This window comes from Pseudomonas sp. R5(2019) (assembly GCF_009905435.1).
In the GTDB taxonomy this organism is placed as follows: Bacteria; Pseudomonadota; Gammaproteobacteria; order Pseudomonadales; family Pseudomonadaceae; genus Aquipseudomonas.
In genome coordinates this window covers 1-19,917 of the sequence record NZ_JAAAMT010000075.1, presented here as the reverse complement: position 1 = coordinate 19,917, position 19,917 = coordinate 1, and the positions used below count along the sequence as shown (strand labels likewise).

At 62.6% G+C, this 19,917-nt stretch carries 19 protein-coding genes and 1 pseudogene; 12 read left to right on the top strand and 8 right to left on the bottom strand.

The window, feature by feature from the left end:
- Positions 1-313: 313 nt before the first annotated feature.
- Positions 314-520: pseudogene (locus GUY40_RS28510) on the top strand (hypothetical protein); the annotation flags it as partial.
- A gap of 360 nt (positions 521-880) precedes the next feature.
- Positions 881-2,206: a dicarboxylate/amino acid:cation symporter gene (locus GUY40_RS26920; protein ID WP_166571946.1), complete on the top strand. Its 1,326-nt coding sequence runs from the start codon at positions 881-883 to the stop codon at positions 2,204-2,206.
- Between the two features lie 211 nt (positions 2,207-2,417).
- On the opposite strand, the gene GUY40_RS26915 is transcribed toward GUY40_RS26920, so the two are convergent.
- Positions 2,418-2,912, bottom strand: a complete 495-nt coding sequence (locus tag GUY40_RS26915) for a SprT family zinc-dependent metalloprotease (protein WP_166571945.1) — start codon at positions 2,910-2,912, stop codon at positions 2,418-2,420.
- Between the two features lie 105 nt (positions 2,913-3,017).
- Positions 3,018-3,617 carry a Yip1 family protein gene (locus GUY40_RS26910; protein ID WP_166571944.1) on the bottom strand — a complete coding sequence of 200 codons (600 nt, stop codon included), beginning with the start codon at positions 3,615-3,617 and terminating at the stop codon, positions 3,018-3,020.
- Between the two features lie 291 nt (positions 3,618-3,908).
- Here GUY40_RS26910 and ttcA point away from each other — a divergent pair, with 291 nt between their 5' ends.
- Positions 3,909-4,733, top strand: coding sequence for a tRNA 2-thiocytidine(32) synthetase TtcA (ttcA, locus tag GUY40_RS26905; RefSeq protein ID WP_166571943.1), 825 nt, complete (start codon positions 3,909-3,911; stop codon positions 4,731-4,733).
- A 2-nt stretch (positions 4,734-4,735) separates the two neighbouring features.
- On the top strand, positions 4,736-5,407 hold the full coding sequence (locus GUY40_RS26900; protein WP_166571942.1) for a DNA-3-methyladenine glycosylase I: 672 nt from the start codon (positions 4,736-4,738) through the stop codon (positions 5,405-5,407).
- Positions 5,408-5,412: 5 nt separating this feature from the next.
- Here GUY40_RS26900 and GUY40_RS26895 read toward each other — a convergent pair whose 3' ends face one another.
- From GUY40_RS26895 to arsC, 3 genes are read right to left on the bottom strand one after another with little or no spacing between them, the layout of a single operon-like run.
- Positions 5,413-5,829 carry a DUF2069 domain-containing protein gene (locus tag GUY40_RS26895; RefSeq protein WP_166571941.1) on the bottom strand — a complete coding sequence of 139 codons (417 nt, stop codon included), beginning with the start codon at positions 5,827-5,829 and terminating at the stop codon, positions 5,413-5,415.
- Positions 5,822-6,427, bottom strand: coding sequence for an NAD(P)H:quinone oxidoreductase (gene wrbA, locus GUY40_RS26890; protein WP_166571940.1), 606 nt, complete (start codon positions 6,425-6,427; stop codon positions 5,822-5,824). The genes GUY40_RS26895 and wrbA overlap by 8 nt, the downstream gene beginning before the upstream one ends.
- Positions 6,424-6,777 carry an arsenate reductase (glutaredoxin) gene (gene arsC / locus GUY40_RS26885; RefSeq protein ID WP_166571939.1) on the bottom strand — a complete coding sequence of 118 codons (354 nt, stop codon included), beginning with the start codon at positions 6,775-6,777 and terminating at the stop codon, positions 6,424-6,426. The genes wrbA and arsC overlap by 4 nt, the downstream gene beginning before the upstream one ends.
- A gap of 126 nt (positions 6,778-6,903) precedes the next feature.
- On the opposite strand from arsC, the gene GUY40_RS26880 reads away from it, so the two are divergent.
- Entirely contained in the window at positions 6,904-7,368 is a 465-nt protein-coding gene (locus GUY40_RS26880) for a TlpA disulfide reductase family protein (RefSeq protein ID WP_166571938.1), read from the top strand.
- An 81-nt stretch (positions 7,369-7,449) separates the two neighbouring features.
- Here the strand turns inward: GUY40_RS26880 and GUY40_RS26875 are convergent, their stop codons facing one another.
- From GUY40_RS26875 to GUY40_RS26865, 3 genes are all read right to left on the bottom strand, one after another.
- Positions 7,450-7,872 carry an META domain-containing protein gene (locus GUY40_RS26875; protein ID WP_178117985.1) on the bottom strand — a complete coding sequence of 141 codons (423 nt, stop codon included), beginning with the start codon at positions 7,870-7,872 and terminating at the stop codon, positions 7,450-7,452.
- The gene (locus GUY40_RS26870) at positions 7,851-8,288 is read right to left on the bottom strand and encodes a hypothetical protein (protein ID WP_166571936.1); all 438 of its coding nucleotides are present in this window, start codon (positions 8,286-8,288) and stop codon (positions 7,851-7,853) included. The genes GUY40_RS26875 and GUY40_RS26870 overlap by 22 nt, the downstream gene beginning before the upstream one ends.
- Positions 8,289-8,505: 217 nt before the next feature.
- Positions 8,506-11,259 carry a response regulator gene (locus tag GUY40_RS26865; protein WP_166571935.1) on the bottom strand — a complete coding sequence of 918 codons (2,754 nt, stop codon included), beginning with the start codon at positions 11,257-11,259 and terminating at the stop codon, positions 8,506-8,508.
- A gap of 170 nt (positions 11,260-11,429) precedes the next feature.
- Here GUY40_RS26865 and GUY40_RS26860 point away from each other — a divergent pair, with 170 nt between their 5' ends.
- The 7 genes from GUY40_RS26860 to GUY40_RS26830 all read left to right on the top strand — a co-directional run bounded on the left by GUY40_RS26860 (position 11,430) and on the right by GUY40_RS26830 (position 19,770).
- A complete protein-coding gene (locus tag GUY40_RS26860; RefSeq protein ID WP_166571949.1) occupies positions 11,430-12,149 on the top strand; it encodes a response regulator transcription factor in 720 nt (239 codons plus the stop codon).
- Between the two features lies 1 nt (position 12,150).
- Positions 12,151-13,512: a histidine kinase sensor domain-containing protein gene (locus GUY40_RS26855; RefSeq protein WP_371924972.1), complete on the top strand. Its 1,362-nt coding sequence runs from the start codon at positions 12,151-12,153 to the stop codon at positions 13,510-13,512.
- A 233-nt stretch (positions 13,513-13,745) separates the two neighbouring features.
- Positions 13,746-14,648, top strand: a complete 903-nt coding sequence (cysM, locus tag GUY40_RS26850) for a cysteine synthase CysM (protein WP_166571934.1) — start codon at positions 13,746-13,748, stop codon at positions 14,646-14,648.
- The gene (gene rlmD / locus GUY40_RS26845) at positions 14,648-16,003 is read left to right on the top strand and encodes a 23S rRNA (uracil(1939)-C(5))-methyltransferase RlmD (RefSeq protein ID WP_166571933.1); all 1,356 of its coding nucleotides are present in this window, start codon (positions 14,648-14,650) and stop codon (positions 16,001-16,003) included. Before cysM ends, rlmD begins: the two co-directional genes overlap by 1 nt.
- A 111-nt stretch (positions 16,004-16,114) precedes the next feature.
- Positions 16,115-18,358, top strand: coding sequence for a GTP diphosphokinase (relA, locus tag GUY40_RS26840; protein WP_166571932.1), 2,244 nt, complete (start codon positions 16,115-16,117; stop codon positions 18,356-18,358).
- A 12-nt stretch (positions 18,359-18,370) separates the two neighbouring features.
- Positions 18,371-19,204, top strand: coding sequence for a nucleoside triphosphate pyrophosphohydrolase (mazG, locus tag GUY40_RS26835; protein ID WP_166571931.1), 834 nt, complete (start codon positions 18,371-18,373; stop codon positions 19,202-19,204).
- Positions 19,205-19,230: 26 nt separating this feature from the next.
- Positions 19,231-19,770, top strand: coding sequence for a DUF2058 domain-containing protein (locus GUY40_RS26830; RefSeq protein ID WP_166571930.1), 540 nt, complete (start codon positions 19,231-19,233; stop codon positions 19,768-19,770).
- Positions 19,771-19,917: the final 147 nt, after the last annotated feature.

The following is a 19,917-nucleotide window of genomic DNA, read 5'->3' as shown; positions in this document are numbered from 1 at the left end:
TCGGGCATCGATTCTCATCGGGGCGCGGGGGTGACAACCCCCACTCAGACGCCGGATAGATGAAAGCAAGCCAACCACGCATCAACACCAGTATTGCAGAAAAGGGGGTAACCATAGATGTAGGAGCGGATTTATCCGCGAATAGGGCCACCTCGACCTAAAGGGGGCGCGCTCCCGGCCGGCGCCGCTACTCCGGGTGAAGCGATTAACCTGTTCAGCCACGGTTCAGACAGGGTTCAGCCAGCGTTCAGGGGCTGCTGCTTACTCTAGCGCCATACCCGAATCAAACAGCGAAAAAACGCGGAGAAGCCCCATGAACACACTTAACAAACTGCTGCTGGCCATGGTTGTGATGGGCAGCAGCGCTGTCACCCAGGCCTCTGAAAGCACATTTGCCGGCCTGGCTTATGGTCAGACCAGCGACAAGGTCAAGAAGTCCGGCCTGCTCAACGATAATCTGCAACACCCCAACGCCGACGGCATCATCCGCAAGGACGGCACCTGGGGCCTGCGGGTCGGCGCATTCGCTTCCCGACCCACTGAACCGCTTCAGCGCGTTGCTTTGCAGATGGGTCGAAACACGGAAAGCACTGTCAGAATTTTCCGAGGCGGATACCCGCCACTGCCCGTTGAATTTTGCCGGCAGTGGGCGGAAACCCGCCAACCCACCCTCCACCAAACCCCGGCAATTTGACTGTCAGCGCCTGATTTACCTGGCCTGCGAGGCTTATTGGCAATTTGGCACGCCGCTTGCGATAGACGATTCAGGTCTGCTACCCGCAGCTCGCCAAAACAAATCCCTCCATTGCAGGAGGGTTCGTACTTTAGGTATCGCGCGCACCACGAAGGGTGCCGACGGTACGCTTGAGGAAGCCAAGCCATGACAACTCGTCAGCCCATCTACAAATCGCTGTACTTCCAGGTGATCGTTGCCATCACCATCGGTATTCTGCTGGGCCACTACTACCCTGAAACCGGCGTGGCGCTCAAACCGCTGGGCGACGGGTTCGTCAAACTGATCAAAATGGTCATTGCCCCGATCATCTTCTGTACGGTGGTCAGCGGTATCGCCGGCATGCAGAACATGAAATCGGTCGGCAAGACCGGCGGCTACGCGATGCTGTACTTTGAAATCGTCTCCACCATCGCGCTGATCATCGGCCTGGTCGTGGTCAACGTGGTCAAGCCTGGCGTCGGCATGCACATCGACGTCAGCACCCTGAACGCCAGCAGCGTGGCTGCCTACGCGGCGGCGGGTGCCCAGCAGACCACCGTCGGCTTTTTGCTCAACATCATCCCGTCCACCGTGGTCGGCGCCTTCGCCAACGGCGATATCCTCCAGGTGCTGATGTTCTCGGTGATCTTCGGTTTCGCCCTGCACCGCCTGGGTGCCTACGGCAAACCGGTGCTGGACCTGATCGATCGCTTCGCCCATGTCATGTTCAACATCATCAACATGATCATGAAGCTGGCCCCGGTCGGCGCCTTCGGTGCGATGGCCTTCACCATTGGCCAGTATGGCGTGGGTTCGCTGGTGCAACTGGGCCAGCTGATGCTGTGCTTCTACATCACCTGCGTGGTCTTCATCCTGGTCGTGCTCGGCGGTATTGCCCGCGCCCACGGCTTCAGCGTGCTGAAACTGATCCGCTACATCCGTGAAGAACTGCTGATCGTGCTGGGTACCTCGTCGTCCGAGTCGGCGCTGCCACGCATGCTGGTGAAAATGGAACGCCTGGGTGCGAAGAAATCCGTGGTGGGCCTGGTGATCCCGACCGGCTACTCGTTCAACCTTGACGGTACTTCGATCTACCTGACCATGGCTGCCGTGTTCATCGCCCAGGCCACCGACACCCCCATGGACATTTCCCACCAGATCACCCTGTTGCTGGTGCTGCTGGTAGCCTCCAAAGGTGCTGCCGGCGTGACCGGTAGTGGCTTCATCGTCCTGGCCGCGACCCTGTCGGCCGTCGGCCACCTGCCGGTTGCCGGCCTGGCGCTGATCCTGGGTATCGACCGCTTCATGTCCGAAGCCCGCGCCCTGACCAACCTGATCGGTAACGGTGTGGCCACTCTGGTTGTCGCCAAGTGGGTCAAGGAGCTGGACGAAGACAAACTGCAGGCCGAACTGGCCAGCGGTGGCACCTCGATCTCTGACGAGCGCCTGACCGAAGAACTGGGTGTGATGGAAGGTACTGCACGTACCTGATCTGAAGCCTTACCCACAAAAAGCCCGTCAATAATCGACGGGCTTTTTTGTGGGAACCAAGCCTTACACAGATGCTGAGCGGGGAAATTGTGGGAGCGGATTTATCCGCAAATAGCCTCGCCGCGGTTCGCCTGACACACCGCGGTGAGGCTATTGGCGGATAAATCCGCTCCCACATGGCCTACCCTTTTGGCGTTGCTCGCGAATACGCTCACTCCACCCGCGTTTCTCCGCTGTACTCCAAAGTATGCCGACACCGTCGGCACAAATACCGTCGCCCCTGGCGCACCAGGTTATGACGCTGGGCCGAGAAGGCGAAGTCGCTGTCCACGCACGGGCAGCGGTAGATATACCGCGTCGCCCGGCGACGCTTGATCTCGTAGGTGTGGCAGCGGTGGGGCGGCAGTTCATAGACACCGCGCATGATCAGCTGCCATTCCTCGCCATGGGGCTGGATGCTGTCGCCAAACAGTTGGTGAGCCACCAGGTGGGCCACTTCATGGGCGACTGTCTGCTTTAGAAAGTCTTCGGCATTTTCACGGTACAGCTGCGGGTTGAAACGCAGCAGGTTCTCGTGCAAATGCGCGACGCCGGCCTTCTGGCCGCGCAGCTTGAAGCTGACCACGGGGCGTTTGAAGGGGCGTTTGAAGAAGTCTTCAGCTTGTTTGAAACAGGATTCAACGCGGGAATTGAGTTGCTCGGGCATAGACAAAGGCACTCCGTATCCGTCGATTATGCCGTAACCGGTTACACCACACAGCACCGGGCCGCCATGTGGCGGCCCGATGGTTTACAGCTACCTATGTCAGTTCTAATTAGTGTAGACAGGTCCCACGCCGAGTCCCCAGACGATGACTGTAAAGGCCATGATGGCCACGAGCACGACCAGGCCAACGGCCAGGACTGAGCTTGAGAAGAGAAACCCTTCATCGGAGGGAATGTTCATGAACGTAGGCAGCCCGACATACAACAGGTAAACCGTGTAGCAAATGGCGGCAGTGCCAACGATCATTCCTAGCCACAGGTGTGGGTAGAGCGCCGCCAATCCGCCAATGAACAGCGGGGTAGCGGTGTAGGTTGCAAAGGCGATACAGCGGGCAAGCGACGGATTGGCGTCGTAGGTGCGGGCCATCCAGTGGATGAAGGCACCCATGACCGCGACGCCGCCCAGCATCGCCAGGTACGACATGATGGTCATCCAGATCGCGCTTTCTGTGGTCAACATCACCGGTGCGCGATTGCCGATGACCCAGCCCACCTGGGTCGTGCCGATAAACGCCGATACGGCCGGAATCGCAGCCAGTATCAGGGTGTGCGTCAGGTACATGTGGCTGATGCTTTCCTCTTCGCCACGAATTTCTCGCCATTCCTGGTCAGGGTGGGTGAACAGCCCCAAAACGTGATGGATCATGCCAGACACTCCTTACGTTGATGCCATCGCCCCCCAGAGGAGCGCTTACTGGCCCAGCGGCCGAAAGGATTAATCAGGCCACCCGATCGGTGTGGTCTTACTAGGCAGTATAGGAAGGACTTGCGTACAAATATCCGCGCTTTTAGAGCAAATCGCGCTGTCAGGCACAGTGGTAATCGCCATGCAGAATTTAACCCCGAGGGTCAATCGCCGACGGGCAGGGCCTACGCCAGCGGCCGGTTTATGCGTAAAATAGTCGGCTTTTGTCACACCTTGCGGATCTCAAGCGCTATGGGCACCCTTTCGGTCAATCAGAACAAACTGCAGAAACGCCTACGCCGCCTGGCCGGCGAAGCCGTCACCGACTTCAACATGATCGAGGACGGCGACAAGGTCATGGTCTGCCTGTCCGGCGGCAAGGACAGCTACACCATGCTCGACGTTCTGCTGCATCTGCAGAAAGTGGCGCCGATCAAATTCGAAATCGTCGCAGTGAACATGGACCAGAAACAGCCGGGCTTTCCCGAGCACGTGCTGCCGGCCTACCTCAAAGAGCTGGGCATCGAATACCACATCGTCGAGAAGGACACCTATTCGGTGGTCAAGGAATTGATCCCGGAAGGCAAGACCACTTGCTCGCTATGCTCGCGGCTGCGTCGCGGCACCCTGTACACCTTCGCCGATGAAATCGGCGCGACCAAGATGGCCCTGGGTCACCACCGCGACGACATCGTCGAAACCTTCTTCCTCAACATGTTCTTCAACGGCAGCCTCAAGGCCATGCCGCCGAAGCTTTTGGCCGACGATGGCCGCAATGTGGTGATCCGACCGCTGGCCTACTGCGCCGAGAAAGACATCCAGGCCTATTCCGACTTCAAGCAATTCCCGATCATCCCGTGCAACCTCTGCGGCTCGCAAGAGAACCTGCAGCGCCAGGTGGTCAAGGACATGCTGGTGGAGTGGGAGCGCAAGTCGCCAGGCCGTACCGAGAGCATCTTCCGTGGCTTGCAGAACGTGGTGCCGTCGCAGCTGGCCGACCGCAACCTGTTCGACTTCGTCAACCTGCGCATTGATGAGACGGCGACCCCGCGTTTTCTCGACGTGCTGAACATCTGACCATGCGCGATTACCAATGGCTGCACGAGTACTGCCTGAACCGCTTCGGCTCGGCCGCGGCCCTGGAGGCGCACCTGCCGGTGCCCGCCAGCGCCGCGCAGTTGCGTGACCTCGGCGATGACCGTTACCTGTCGATGCTGGCGCTGCGGGTGTTTCGTGCCGGGCTCAAGCACAGCCTGGTGGATGCCAAGTGGCCGGCCTTCGAGCAGGTGTTCTTTGGCTTCGTCCCGGAAAAGGTCGTGCTGATGGGCGCCGAGCACCTGGAGCGGCTGATGCAGGATGCCCGCATCATCCGCCACCTGGGCAAGCTCAAGAGCGTGCCGCGCAATGCGCAGCTGGTGCTGGACGTGGCCAGGGAGAAAGGCAGCTTCGGCAATTTCATCGCCGATTGGCCGGTGACCGACATTGTCGGCCTGTGGAAGTACCTGGCCAAACACGGGCATCAGTTGGGCGGCCTGTCGGCGCCGCGCTTTTTGCGGATGGTCGGCAAGGACACCTTCATCCCCACCAACGATATGGTTGCGGCGCTGGTCGCCCAGAACCTCATCGACAAGCAGCCTACCAGCCAACGCGATCTGGCCATTGTCCAGGACGCATTCAACCAGTGGCATGCCCAGAGTGGTCGGCCGATGTGCCAGCTGTCGTTGATGCTGGCGTACACCGTCAACCACTAAGCGGTTTACACCTCGCTTTCACCCGCCAGCCGGCGGTCATGCTGAAAGCGCCAGCGCACGTACAACAGCGCGCTGATAAACAGCCCCAGGCTCAGCAGCACTTCGATCCAGCCGAACAGCGTTCGCGCCGGATCGAAGGCGGCGAGCACGCCCTTGATAAAGTACAGGTTGACCACGAAGCAGGTCCAGGCATGCGCGCGGGCGCTGCCCAGCAACATGCCCGGAAACAGCAGGGCCAGCGGCACCAGTTCGATGGCCAGGATGACCCCGACCCGGGCGCCGTGCAGGTCGGCGAACTGCAGGTTGTTGACGGTCAACAGCAGGATCAGCGCAAAAAAGAACACCAGGCTCAGGCCGCGGGTCAGGCGCAGGCGCGGCGCCAGCCAGTGCAGCGGGGGCAAAACCTTGGGTTTCTTAGCCACGGCCGTTCTCCAGCAGTTTGGCGGTGCTGGCCAGGCGTTGGCCCAGCGCGCGGCACAGGCTGATTTCATGCTCGTCCAGGCCGCGCTTGCCATCGGCACCCGCGTGGTGGCTGGCGCCGTACGGGGTGCCGCCGCCGCGGGTGTCGAGCAGCGCCGACTCGCTGTAGGGCAGGCCCATGACCAGCATGCCGTGGTGCAGCAGCGGCAGCAGCATCGACAACAGCGTCGTCTCCTGGCCGCCGTGCAGGCTGGCGGTGGAGGTGAAGGCCGCTGCCGGCTTGCCGACCAGGCCGCCGCTCAGCCACAGGCTGCTGGTGCCGTCGATAAAGTACTTCAAGGGCGAGGCCATGTTGCCAAAGCGCGTCGGGCTGCCCAGCGCCAGGCCCGAGCAGTGGCGCAGGTCATCAAGGCTGGCGTACAGCGCACCCGTCTCGGGGATTTCCGGGGCCACCGCTTCGCACTCGGTGGAGATCGCCGGGACCGTGCGCAATCGCGCCTCCAGCCCGGCCAGTTCGACGCCCCGGGCGATTTGCCGGGCCATCTCGCTGGTGGAGCCATGGCGGCTGTAGTACAGAATCAGGATGAACGGAGCACTCACGCCAGGATCTCCAGCACTTTTTCTGGCGGCCGGCCGATCACCGCTTTGTTGCCGACGACCAGGATCGGCCGTTCGATCAGTTTCGGGTAGGCGACCATCGCGGCGATCAGCGCGGCATCGTCCAGCGCCGGGTTGGCCAGTTGCAGCGCCTTGTATTCGTCTTCGCCGGTGCGCAACAGTTCGCGGGCACTGATGCCCAACTTGCCCAGCAGGCTTTTCAGGGTGGCGGCGTCGGGTGGGGTTTCCAGGTAGCGCACCACGGTCGGCGTCAGGCCACGGGCTTCAAGCAGCTCCAGTGCACCACGGGATTTCGAGCAGCGCGGATTGTGATAAAGCGTCAGATCGGTCATGTGCAGGTCGCCTCTGGGCTAAAGTGGCGGCTATTCTAACCGTGACGGGGGCCTGCCTGAACCGAAGGCGGTGATTGGTCGCGGTTAATTTGCATTTTTGCTTGAACCATCAAGAAGGATTGAGCCATGACGAGGCGTTTGGCGGCAGCATTGGCAGTCACTGCGAGTTTGTTGCTGGGTGGGTGTGGCGCGGATTACGGGGTGGACCAGAATGGCCAGGTGGTAGCAGCCAAGCAGCTGGACCGGCAATGGGTGGTGGTCAACTACTGGGCCGAATGGTGCGGCCCGTGTCGAACCGAAATTCCTGAACTCAACGCATTTGCCAAGCAGATGCAGGGGCAAGGCGTGAAAGTGGTGGGGGTGAATTTCGACGGCTTGCGTGGCGAAGAGCTGAAAAAGGCCAGCGAAACCCTGGGGATCGATTTTACCGTCCTGGCGGACGACCCGGCCGAGCGGTTCGAACTGCCGCAAAATGAAGCCTTGCCGGTGACCTACATCATCGATGACAAGGGCAAGGTGCGCGAGCAGTTGGTGGGTGAGCAGACGGCGGCGGGGCTGGCGGCCAAAGTGTCAGCGCTCAAAGGCGCCTGAAGGTTGCGGTATGGCCGTTCCCCTCACCCTAACCCTCTCCCCTGAGGGGAGAGGGGACTGATCACCGCAGCCCCTGCGTCCTCAACCTTCCTCAGGCCAAAACCGCAGCGGTTTCCCCTGCCCAGGCCAGAACCGCAGCTGGTCGATCGGCGACACATCCCAGCGCTGGACGGTTTCCAGCGCTGCCAGGAAGCGCTTTTCCTGCTCCATCAGCGCCGGGGCGCAGAGCTTGCGGGTTTTGCCGACCTTGCCGAAGCTCAGCTTGTCGCCGTCCAGGCTGTACGGCGCAAACCAGTGGTTGCAGCCAGCATTGCCATAAGCCCGGCCGTCGGTGGCCAGGGTCAGGGTCAGGTGGCTGTAGTCCATCAGCGGCCGCTCACCGATCCACTCCAGCACGTAACTGCGCTCTTGCTCGAGTTTCAAGGGTTGTTCGGCGCAGCCCAGCAGCAGGCTGCTCAGCACACCGACTGACAAAGTGCGTTTCACTGCGCGTGCTCCCGGCATTTAGGGCAGCGGTGTTTGTCACCCAGCGTGGTCCAGCCCAGCTCCTGGATGCGCGCCACGGCGGCAGGTTGCTGCGCCTTGGTGCCCAGCTTGGCATCGACCGCGAACTCGAAGTCGAGCTCGGTTGGGCAGGCGTCGCACTGAACCTTCCACTGGTGAATCGCCAGCTCGCCGAACACCGGCCCACTCGCGACCGCGACCCATTGGCCAGCCGGGTTGATCAGGTGGCGGACCGTCTCGATGGTCAGGCGCATGGACAAGGTCTTGCTGCCCTTGAGGGTCACCAGCAACACGTCGTTGTTTTTAATGGAACCACCGTTGCCGGTGACCTGATAACGGCCTGGCACCAGGGCGCGGCATTCGATCAGGGTGTTGTGAGGGTTGAGCAGGCTGTAGCGGAAATCGTGTTCGACCATGGGTCCTCCAAAAACTGCGCGCTATGCTAGCACGCCGCCCCGATCATCCCTCGACCAGATTCTGCGGTTTGTCGACCTGTAGGAGCGGACCTGGCCGCGATGGGCTGCGCCAGCAGACCCCGGGGCCGCTGCGCGCCCCATCGCGGCCAATCCGGAACGCCGGACCACCGCTCCTACAAAATCCATATCGAGCCAGTGGGGTTGTATGGCTGAAGGGTCAGGCGCTCACCCGCGCCTGCGCCGCCAGCCGGGCGATCGCCTGGTCGAGTTCATCGAGCGCTTCGGCGGCGTCGGGGTCGTTTTGCTTGAGCAAGGTTTCGCTGCGCTGGCAGGCCGCGCGCAGTTGCGGCACGCCGCAGTAGCGGGTGGCGCCGTGCAGGCGGTGGACGCGTTCGATGGTGGCGGTGCGGTCGCGGGCCTCGCGGGCGCTGCGGATGGCGTCGCGGTCAGCCTCAAGCGAAGCCAGCAGCATCGCCAGCATATCGGCCGCCAGGTCTGCCTTGCCCGCCGCCAGTCGCAGCCCTTCTTCGTGGTCCAGCACCAGCAGCGCGTGGTCGTGCGCAGGCGATTCGGCGGTTTTATCACTGCGCTGGCTGCCCAGGGTCAGCCCTGTCCATTTGAGCACCACCTGGGCCAATTGCCGCTCGCTGATCGGCTTGGTCAGGTAGTCATCCATGCCGCTGTGCAGCAAAGCTCGTTTTTCATTGGCCATGGCGTGGGCCGTCAGGGCCACGATCGGCAAGGCCGTGCCGGACTGGCTGGTTTCCCAGCGGCGGATCGCCTCGGTGGTCTGGCGCCCGTCCATGCCGGGCATCTGCACGTCCATCAGGACCAGGTCGAAGCGTTCTTCCTGCACCGCCGAGACCGCCGCAAAACCACTGTCGACCGCCAGCACCCGCGCCCCGAGGTCTTCGAGCAGGGTTTGTACCAGCAACAGGTTGGCCGGGTTGTCGTCCACGCAGAGCACCCGTGGGACCGTGTTGCCATGATCCTGGCCGGAGTCGCCCATGGGCCGGCGCGGCACGGTCAGCTCGACCAGGCTGCGACGCAGTTTGCGGGTGCAGGCCGGTTTGGCCTGGAGCTGGCTGTGGGCGTTCGGCACATAGGGGTGCAGCAGCGCCTGCTCGGTGGTCGGGCACAGCACCAGCGCCTGGCAGCCTTGCTGCTCCAGCGTGTGCAAGTGCTGGCTGAGGCGATCCGGCGGCATCTCGTAGACGGTGATCCCCAATACCGCGAGATCGAACGGTGTGCCGGCCAGGCCCGCACGGGTCACCTGGTTGAGCAGTTGTTCGACGGTCGCAAAGGCGCTGACCTCCAGCCCGCAGTCTTCCAATTGATGCTGCAAGGCCTGACGCGCCAGCTCGTGGCTGTCGACAATTGCGATGCGCCGGCCCAGCAGGTTCGCCGCTGGCAGGTCTTCGGCGTCTTCGCGGGCCTTGGGCAGGCGCAGGCTGATCCAGAATTGCGAGCCTTCGCCCGGCGTGCTGTCGACGCCGATTTCGCCGCCCATCTGCTCGATCAGGCGCTTGGATATCACCAGCCCCAGCCCGGTGCCGCCGGGTTGGCGCGACAGGGAGTTGTCGGCCTGGCTGAAGGCCTGGAACAGGGTGCGCACGTCCTGGGTCGACAGGCCGATGCCGGTGTCCTGAACACTGATGCGCAGTTGCACGCTGTCTTCGTTTTCATCCTCAAGCATGGCTCGGGCAACGATAGTGCCATCGCGGGTGAACTTGATCGCGTTGCTGACCAGATTGGTGAGGATCTGCTTGAGCCGCAGCGGGTCGCCGATCAGCGCCAGCGGGGTGTCGCGGTACACCAGGCTGACCAGTTCCAGCTGCTTGGCGTGGGCGGCCGGGGCGAGGATGGTCAGGGTGTCCTGCAGCAAGTCACGCAGGTTGAAGGGAATGCTGTCGAGCACCAGCTTGCCGGCCTCGATCTTGGAGAAGTCGAGGATCTCGTTGATGATCCCCAACAGACTGTCGGCGGACTTCTCGATGGTGCCCAGGTAATCGAGCTGGCGCGGGGTCAGCTCGCTTTTTTGCAGCAGGTGGGTAAAGCCGAGGATGCCATTGAGCGGAGTGCGGATCTCATGGCTCATGTTGGCCAGGAACTCGGACTTGATCCGGCTGGCCTCCAGGGCCTCCTTGCGCGCCAGGTCCAGCTCGATGTTCTGAATTTCGATGGTTTCCAGGTTCTGGCGCACGTCTTCGGTGGCCTGATCGATGCTGTGCTGCAGTTCTTCCTGGGCGTTCTGCAGGGTCTCGGCCATACGGTTGATGCCGAAGGCCAGTTGGTCGAGCTCGGGGTTGCCGAGCATGGGCAGGCGTTTCTCCAGGTTGCCGTCCTTGAGTTGGGTCACGGCGTCCTTGATCTGGCTGATCGGCGTGTTGATGCTGCGGCTCATGCGCAGCGCCAGGGCGGCGGTGAAGATCAAGCCGAAGCCGATCAACAGCAGGCTGGCGAACAGGCTGCGGTAACCGCGCAGCAAGGTGCCGTTGTGCGACAGCTCCACCTCGACCCAGCCGAGCAGCAGGTCGGTTTCGTTGGGAATGCGCTCCCCGGCCAGGTCCCGATGATGGCCGAACACCGGTTGCAGGTAGCGGGTGGCGTCGCTGCCGCTGCGTTGCAGCAACAGGGTGCCGCCGCCACTGGGCGCCGGGTTGAGCATGCTTGGGCCGGCATGGGCGAGGGTGCCGCGATTGGCATCCAGGAACGACACGGCGCGCACATCCGGTTGCTCCAGGGCTTGGGCTGCGATGCGCGCGAGCTGGGCGCTGTTGTTGTGCACCAGCGCCGGTGCCGCCAGGGGAGCCAGCTGCTCGGTGATCATTTCGCCACGCTGCAACAGCTGGGCCTTGAGCTCCGACAGCTGTAACCAGGTGAAATATCCCCCCAGCACCAGGGCTATCAGGCTGGCCGGCAGCAACGCCAGCAACATGACCCGGCCCTTGATCCCCAGTTTTTTCAACACACCACTCTCCTGCACTGCTACCCCCGCCAGCACAAGGCTGGCGGCCCATGCAGGAAATTACCGCGACCGGGCCGTCATTGCACCTGTTGTCCACGTTTTTGTCGGCACAAGTTGCCGTGCCGGTCAGTTATCGCCACTATATGGCAACTGAGAATGACTTGCGTGTGCCAATGACTCCCGTAACGATCGGCAATCCTAATATCCTCGCCATTGAAGACGATCCGGTGCTCGGTGCCTTTGTCCACGACCAACTGGGCCGTTGCGGCTTTGAAGTCACCTGGTGCCAGAACGGCCGGGAAGGGCTGGCCATCGCCGAGCGCGGCCACTTCGACCTGGTGTTGATGGATATCCTGTTGCCCGGCATGAATGGCCTGGATGTCCTGCAACAATTGCGCGAACGCAGCTCGACGCCGGTCATCCTGATGTCGGCGCTGGGCGCCGAGGCTGACCGCATCAGCGGCTTTCGCCGGGGTGCCGACGATTATTTACCCAAGCCCTTCAGCATGGCCGAGCTGCACGTGCGGGTCGAGGCGATCCTGCGTCGGGTGGCGCTTGAGCGGCGCCATGCGCAACCGGCGCGGGTCGAGGCGGGCGGCTTGCAGTTCGACGAGCAGGCCAGTGATGTCTGCCTTGAAGGGCGTTGGGCCGGTCTGACCCCCAGCGAGTTCCGGGTACTGGACGTGCTCAACCGTCACAGTGACGAAGTGCTGAGCAAGCCATTCCTCTATCAGCACGTATTGCAACGCGGTTATGTGCAGCACGACCGCAGCCTGGACATGCACGTCAGCCAGATACGTCGCAAGCTCAAGGCCATCGGGTACCTGGAGCGCCAGTTGCGCACGGTCTGGGGCAAGGGTTACGTGCTCAGCGCCAGCGACCCGGACGCCTGACGTGCCAGGCAAGCATTCTTTATTCTGGAAGCTGGCGTTCCTGTTGGTCGGCTTCTGCCTGCTGATGATCTGGTTGAGCTGGTCGTGGGGCCGTTACATGGAAGAGCAGAACGCCTTCCTCTCCCGCGAAGCCCGCAGTACCTTGAGCGACTACGCCGCCGACGCCGAACAGGCTTGGCATCAAGGCCAGCAGGCTGGGGTCGATGCCTGGCTTGCAGAGATCGGCAAGCGCGAAAGCGGCTGGGTCGGTGTGATCGGTCGCGACCTGCGATCGCTCAGCAGCTATCCGCTTTCAGAATCGGCAACCCGGCACCTGACGTTTCTGCGCCATCTGGACTGGCCTGTCAGCCGGCGGTCCAAGGGCTTGCCGTGGATGAAAGTACCCTTCCCCAATGATCCGGCGGCCGGCAGCCTGGTGATGCAGCTCCCGGCGCGCTTTCGCCCTGGTCGCTATGCGCTGGTCTGGAAAGTCGTCACCAACGGGGTCATTCCCGGTGTCTTCACCTTGCTGTTTTGCGTGGGCCTGTACCGGGTCTTGATCGTGCCGCTGAACCAGTTGCGCGAACAGGCCAATGCCTGGCGCGCCGATCAGCTCGCGACCCGGGTGCCGGCGGTGACCACCAGCCGGGCCGATGAGCTGGGCGAGTTGGGCCGGGCCTTCGATCATATGTCCGAACGCCTGCAAAGCACGGTGGCCTTGCAGCAGCAGCTGCTGCGCGACTTGTCCCATGAATTGCGCACGCCCTTGGCCCGTCTGCGCGTCGCCTGCGAGACCGAAGGCGAGGCGGCCCGTTTGCGTGAGCGGCTGGAGCGTGAGATCGACGGCATGCAGCGGCTGGTCGATGACACCTTGCAACTGGCCTGGCTCGACACCGAGCGCGCCCCGCTGGCGCAAGAAGCCATCCAGGTGCCGGCGCTGTGGGACATGCTCTGCGAAAACGCCTGCTATGAAACCGCCTGGCCGGCCGCGCAACTGCACTGCGCGCTGGAGGCCTCGTGCTGGGTCCAGGGCAACCTGAACGGCCTGGCCCAGGCGCTGGAAAACATTTTGCGCAACGCCATCCGTCACTCACCCGAGCACGGCATGCTGCGCCTGGATGGCCGCCGCGAGGGCGAGCACTGGTTGTTGTGGCTGGAAGACCAGGGCGGCGGTGTGGCCGAGTCCGAGCTTGAACACATCTTCGACCCCTTTACCCGACTCGACGGCTCACGCCCCGGCGACGGAGGTTTCGGCCTGGGCTTGAGCATTGCGCGCAATGCCCTGCAGCGCCAGGGCGGCACCCTGTGGGCACAAAACACCGGCCTGGGGCTGCGCCTGAACATGCGCCTGCTGGCCGCCGAACCGGTCACCTCACCCGCCTGAAACGCCGCGTCCCTGTGTAGGAGCCGAGCTTGTCGGGGCGCCGAACCGTCGCGATGACGCCAGCTCAGGCGACAATAATTTTGAGACGGCGGCGGTGCCATCGCGAGCAAGCTCGGCTCCTACATTCCATCGCTTATAGCTAACCGCCATAACGCCCTCACTTTGCGTGATATGGACTGCGCGCGTTTGCCGGTATGATAGGCCACCCCCGCAGTCTGGATTGCGAATACGCCATGACCCTGCAGTACCCAACCATCGCCGATTGCGTCGGCAACACGCCTCTGGTCCGCCTGCAACGTCTGCCCGGTGAAACCAGCAACACCATTCTCCTGAAGCTCGAAGGCAACAACCCGGCCGGTTCCGTCAAGGATCGTCCGGCGTTGTCGATGATCAGTCGTGCCGAAACCCGTGGCCAGATCCATCCTGGCGATACCCTGATCGAAGCGACCTCCGGCAACACCGGTATCGCCCTGGCCATGGCGGCGGCGATCAAGGGTTACAAGATGGTCCTGATCATGCCCGACAACTCCACCGCCGAACGCAAGTCGGCGATGACCGCCTATGGCGCCGAGCTGATTCTGGTCAGCAAGGAAGAAGGCATGGAAGGCGCGCGTGACCTGGCCGAGCGGATGCAGGCCGAAGGCCGTGGCAAGGTGCTCGACCAGTTCGGCAACATCGACAATCCGGAGGCTCATTACGTCGGTACCGGCCCGGAAATCTGGCGCCAGACCGAAGGCACGATCACCCATTTCGTCAGCTCCATGGGCACCACCGGCACCATCATGGGTGTGTCGCGTTACCTCAAGGAGCAAAACCCCGAAGTCCAGGTCGTCGGTTTGCAGCCGATGGAAGGCGCGGCCATCCCGGGTATCCGCCGTTGGCCTGAAGAGTACCTGCCGACGATTTTCGAGGCTAAGCGCGTGGACCGTATCGTCGATATGTCCCAGGCCGAGGCCGAAGACGTCATGCGCCGCCTGGCCCGCGAAGAAGGCATCTTCTGTGGCGTGTCTTCCGGTGGCGCGGTCGCGGCGGCACTGCGCCTGTCGCGCGAAGTGGAAAATGCGGTGATCGTTGCGATCATTTGCGACCGGGGCGACCGTTACCTGTCGACCGGCATTTTCGACGCGTCCAACTGATGGCCAGAAAGCAAACACCTGGCCTGCGCTTTCAGCCGGCAGGCGGTAGCCGCGCACCGGCGATTCCGGTCGGCAAGAAGCAGCGCCTGAGCATCGAGCGACTGGCCGGTGACGGTCGCGGCATCGCCTTTATTGATGGGCGCACCTGGTTTGTCGCCGGTGCCCTGGCCGGTGAAGAGGTCGAGGCGCGGGTACTCAACGCCCACGGCAAAGTGGTTGATGCCCGCGTCGAACGCGTCCTCAAGGCCAGCGCCCTGCGCCGCCCGCAGCCCTGTGCCCATGCCGGTACCTGCGGTGGTTGCAGCGTGCAGCACTTGCCCCATGAGGAACAGCTTGCCCTGAAACAGCGCATGCTCGCCGAGCAGCTGTCGCGGGTCGCCGGTGTCGAGCCGGAAGAATGGGCCGCGCCGCTGCAAGGCGCCGAGTTCGGCTACCGTCGCCGTGCCCGCGTGGCGGTACGCTGGAACACCAAGGCCCGTGAACTGGAAGTCGGTTTTCGCGCCGCCTCGAGCCAGGACATCGTTGCCATCGCCGATTGCCCGGTGCTGGTACAACCCTTGCAACCGATCATGCGTCAATTACCCGCGCTGCTGGGCGGCTTTGCCAAGCCGCAGGTGATCGGTCATGTGGAGTTGTTCAGTGGCACTGCTCTGGCAATGCTGGTGCGCCATACCGCGCCGTTGGCCGAGGTCGACCGTGCGCGTCTGGATGCGTTCTGCGCCGAGCAGAATGTGCAGCTCTGGCTGCAAGGTGAAGGCGAGCCCGAACCTGGGGATTCTCACCAGACATTGGGTTTTCGGCTGGAGCCGTGGTCGCTGGAGCTGGCCTATCGGCCAGGCGATTTCGTTCAGGTCAATGCCCAGGTCAATACCGACATGATCGCCCAGGCGCTGGAATGGCTCGCGCCCAAGGCGCACGAGCGGGTGCTCGATCTGTTTTGTGGGTTGGGCAACTTTGCCTTGCCCTTGGCGCAACGGGCCCGTGAAGTGGTAGCGGTCGAAGGTGTGGCGACCATGGTCGAGCGCGCAGCCCAGAACGCGGCCAGCAACAATGTGCATAACGCCCGATTTTTTCAGGCCGATTTATCCCAGCCTCTGGCAGGTGCCGCCTGGGCCAAAGAAGGCTTTTGTGCGGTACTCTTGGATCCACCCCGTGACGGTGCCTTCGAGGTGGTCAAATCGATAGCCGCGCTGGGTGCAAAGCGGTTGGTTTATGTGTCCTGCAACCCGGCAACGTTGGCTCGCGACGCGGTCGAATTGTACAAGCAGGGCTACCGGTTGAAGCGTGCCGGAATTCTCGACATGTTCCCGCAGACAGCGCATGTCGAGGCGATGGCTTTATTTGAAGCGGGCTAGGAAGCTCGTTTAATCCGACTGGCGCGCCATAGCGCAACCCCTGCCGGCCAGCAGGGATAGAGCCAGCGACTTCAGGCGCAGCGCAAATGCGCCGTAGGGAAGGTAAGCAAGATGGTACAGGTGAGAGTGCACCAGCCGGTCAACACCGACGGCAGTATCAATCTCGATGCATGGCTTGACCATGTCGTCAGTGTCGATCTGGCGCTGGACCGTGCAGCATTGAAAACCGCCTGCGAGTTCGCTCAGCAGGTCGAGAAACAAGGCAATACGGCCAAACATTCCTGGGCCGACGGGACCTCCAGTTTTCAAGCCGGGCTTGAAATCGCCGAGATCCTCGCCGACCTCAAGCTCGACCAGGATTCACTGGTCGCCGCGGTCATCTACCGCTCGGTGCGCGAAGGCAAGGTGACCCTGGCCGAAGTGGGCCAGCGCTTTGGCACGGTGGTCGCCAAGCTGATCGACGGCGTGCAGCGCATGGCCGCCATCAGTGCCAGCCTGAGCCCGCGCCAGTCGTTGGTGCTGGGCTCTCAGGCGCAAGTCGAAAACCTGCGCAAGATGCTCGTGGCGATGGTCGACGACGTTCGCGTGGCGCTGATCAAACTGGCCGAACGCACCTGCGCCATTCGCGCGGTGAAGGGTGCCGGTGACGAGAAGCGCCACCGGGTTGCGCGCGAGGTGTTCGACATCTACGCGCCGCTGGCCCACCGGCTGGGGATCGGGCATATCAAGTGGGAACTTGAAGACCTGTCCTTCCGTTATCTTGAGCCGGAACAGTACAAGCAGATCGCCAAGCTCTTGCACGAGCGCAGGCTGGACCGCGAGCGCTTTATCAGCGACGTGATGACCCAACTGCAGAACGAGCTGCTGGCCACCGGGGTCAAGGCCGACATCAGCGGCCGGGCCAAACACATCTATTCGATCTGGCGCAAAATGCAGCGCAAGGGTCTGGAATTCAGCCAGATCTACGACGTGCGTGCGGTGCGTGTGCTGGTGCCGGAGATGCGCGACTGCTACACCGCGCTCGGCATCGTCCACACCCTGTGGCGGCACATCCCCAAGGAATTCGACGACTACATCGCCAACCCCAAGGAAAACGGCTATCGCTCGTTGCACACGGCGGTGATCGGGCCCGAGGGCAAGGTGCTGGAAGTGCAGATCCGTACCCATGCCATGCATGAGGAAGCGGAGCTGGGTGTGTGCGCGCACTGGCGCTACAAGGGCACCGACGTCAAGCAAAGCTCCAATCACTACGAAGAGAAAATCTCCTGGCTGCGCCAGGTGCTCGAGTGGCACGAGGAATTGGGCGACATCGGCGGCCTGGCCGAACAGCTGCGGGTCGATATCGAGCCGGACCGGGTGTATGTCTTCACCCCCGATGGCCACGCCATCGACCTGCCCAAGGGCGCCACGCCGCTGGACTTCGCCTACCGGGTACACACCGAGATCGGCCACAACTGCCGGGGCGCGAAGATCAACGGGCGTATCGTGCCATTGAACTACAGCCTGCAAACCGGCGAGCAAGTCGAGATCATCACCAGCAAGCACGGCCACCCGAGCCGCGACTGGCTCAACAGCAACCTGGGCTATGTGACCACCTCGCGGGCGCGGGCCAAGATTGTGCACTGGTTCAAGCTGCAGGCACGCGACCAGAACGTCGCCGCCGGCAAGACCTTGCTCGAACGCGAACTCAATCGCCTCGGCTTGCCGCAGGTCGACTTCGAGCGCCTGGCCGAGAAAGCCAATCTGCGCACCGCCGAGGACATGTTCGCCTCGCTGGGCGCCGGTGACCTGCGCCTGGCGCATCTGGTCAACGCGGCCCAGCAGCTGGTCGAGCCGGAACGCGGCAACGAACAGCTGGAGCTGATCCCGCGTCAGGCCAAGGGCTACAAGCCGGGCAAGCGTGGCGACATTCAGATCCAGGGCGTCGGCAACCTGCTCACGCAAATGGCTGGCTGCTGCCAGCCGTTGCCGGGCGAAGCGATCGTCGGCTACATCACCCAGGGCCGTGGCGTGACCATTCACCGTCAGGACTGTGCCTCGGTGCTGCAGCTGGGCGGGCGCGAACCCGAGCGGATCATCCAGGTCAGCTGGGGGCCGGTGCCGGTGCAGACTTACCCGGTCGATATCGTCATCCGTGCCTACGACCGTTCCGGCCTGCTGCGTGATGTCTCCCAGGTGCTGCTCAACGAGCGTATCAACGTGCTGGCGGTGAACACCCGCTCGAACAAGGAAGACAACACCGCGCTGATGTCGCTGACCATCGAGATTCCGGGCCTGGACGCGCTGGGTCGGTTGCTGGGACGGATCTCGCAGCTGCCGAATATCATCGAGACCAAGCGCAACCGCACGCCTTGACGAGAGCGAACGATGTACAACCTTGAAGACCTGCTGCACCTGATGGCCTGTCTGCGCGACCCGCAGTATGGCTGCCCATGGGATCTCAAGCAGAACTACGCCAGCATCGTGCCGCATACCCTGGAGGAAGCCTATGAAGTGGCTGACACCATCGAGCGCGGCGACTTCGAACACTTGCAGGGCGAGCTTGGCGATCTGCTGTTCCAGGTGGTGTATTACTGCCAACTCGCCCAGGAAGAAGGGCGCTTCGAATTCGCCGGGGTGATCGACAGCATCACCCGCAAGCTGATTCGCCGCCATCCGCATGTATTCCCTACCGGTGAGCTGTATGCGCCGCAAGACACGCCGCGCCTGAGTGAAGAGCAGGTCAAGCAGCGCTGGGAAGAGCTCAAGGCCCAGGAACGCGCGCAAAAGGCCTCGGCCCCCGAGCAGTTGTCGCTGCTCGACGACGTGCCGGTCGCGCTACCGGCACTGTCGCGGGCGGCGAAGTTGCAAAAGCGCGCGGCGCAGGTCGGCTTCGACTGGCCGGATGCGCTGCCGGTGCTGGACAAGGTGCGCGAGGAGCTCGACGAAGTCCTCCAGGCCATGGCCGATGGCGATCAGGCGGCGCTGACCGATGAAGTCGGCGACCTGCTGTTTGCCACGGTCAACCTGGCCCGGCACCTGAAAATTGAACCCGAGGCGGCCCTGCGTGGCGCCAATGGCAAGTTCGAGCGACGCTTCAGATTTATCGAACAGGCATTGCGCGACCTGGGTCGTCCGATTGAAGATTGCACCCTCGAAGATTTGGACGCTCTGTGGGGCGAAGCCAAACGCCAGGAAAAGAATCTGCCCAGCTGCGGCTGAGCTGTAGCATAAGTGAGTGAGCATCCATGAGCCTTTCCCTTCGTGACCAGTTGCTGAAAGCCGGCCTGGTCAACCAAAAGCAGGTCAAGCAAGTCAGCAAGGACCAGAAGAAACAAAAGCGCCTGGAGCACAAGGGCCAGGTCGAAGTCGACGACACCCAGCAGCGCCTGGCCAAGGAAGCCATGGCCGAAAAGGCCAGGCGTGACCAGGAGCTCAACCGCCAGCAGCAGGAAAAGGCCGAGCAAAAAGCCCGTGCCGCCCAGGTCAAGCAATTGATCGAAGTGTCGCGCCTGCCCAAGCTGAACACCGAGGACTACTACAACTTCGTCGACGACAAGAAGGTCAAGCGCCTGTCGGTCAACGCCCTGATGCGCAGCAAACTGGCCAGTGGCTCGTTGGCGATCGTGCACCACGGTGGCGGCTACGAAGTGATTCCTCGCGAAGCCGCGCTGAAGATCCAGGAGCGCGCGCCTGAACGTATCGTGCAGCTCAACACCCAGGTCGAAGAGCCGGATGCCGATGATCCGTATGCGGCGTACCAGATTCCTGATGATCTGATGTGGTAAGCATTGAAAACCCCGCCTAGGCGCAATGCTGTTCACTTAAGCGGAGCAGCCTTGCGATCCACCGGAAACCGGGTTTTAGACATCTTCACTGTCCTGGGTCTCGACGGCCTGGGGCATTTTTTTATGAACAACGTGCCGATGCTGCCG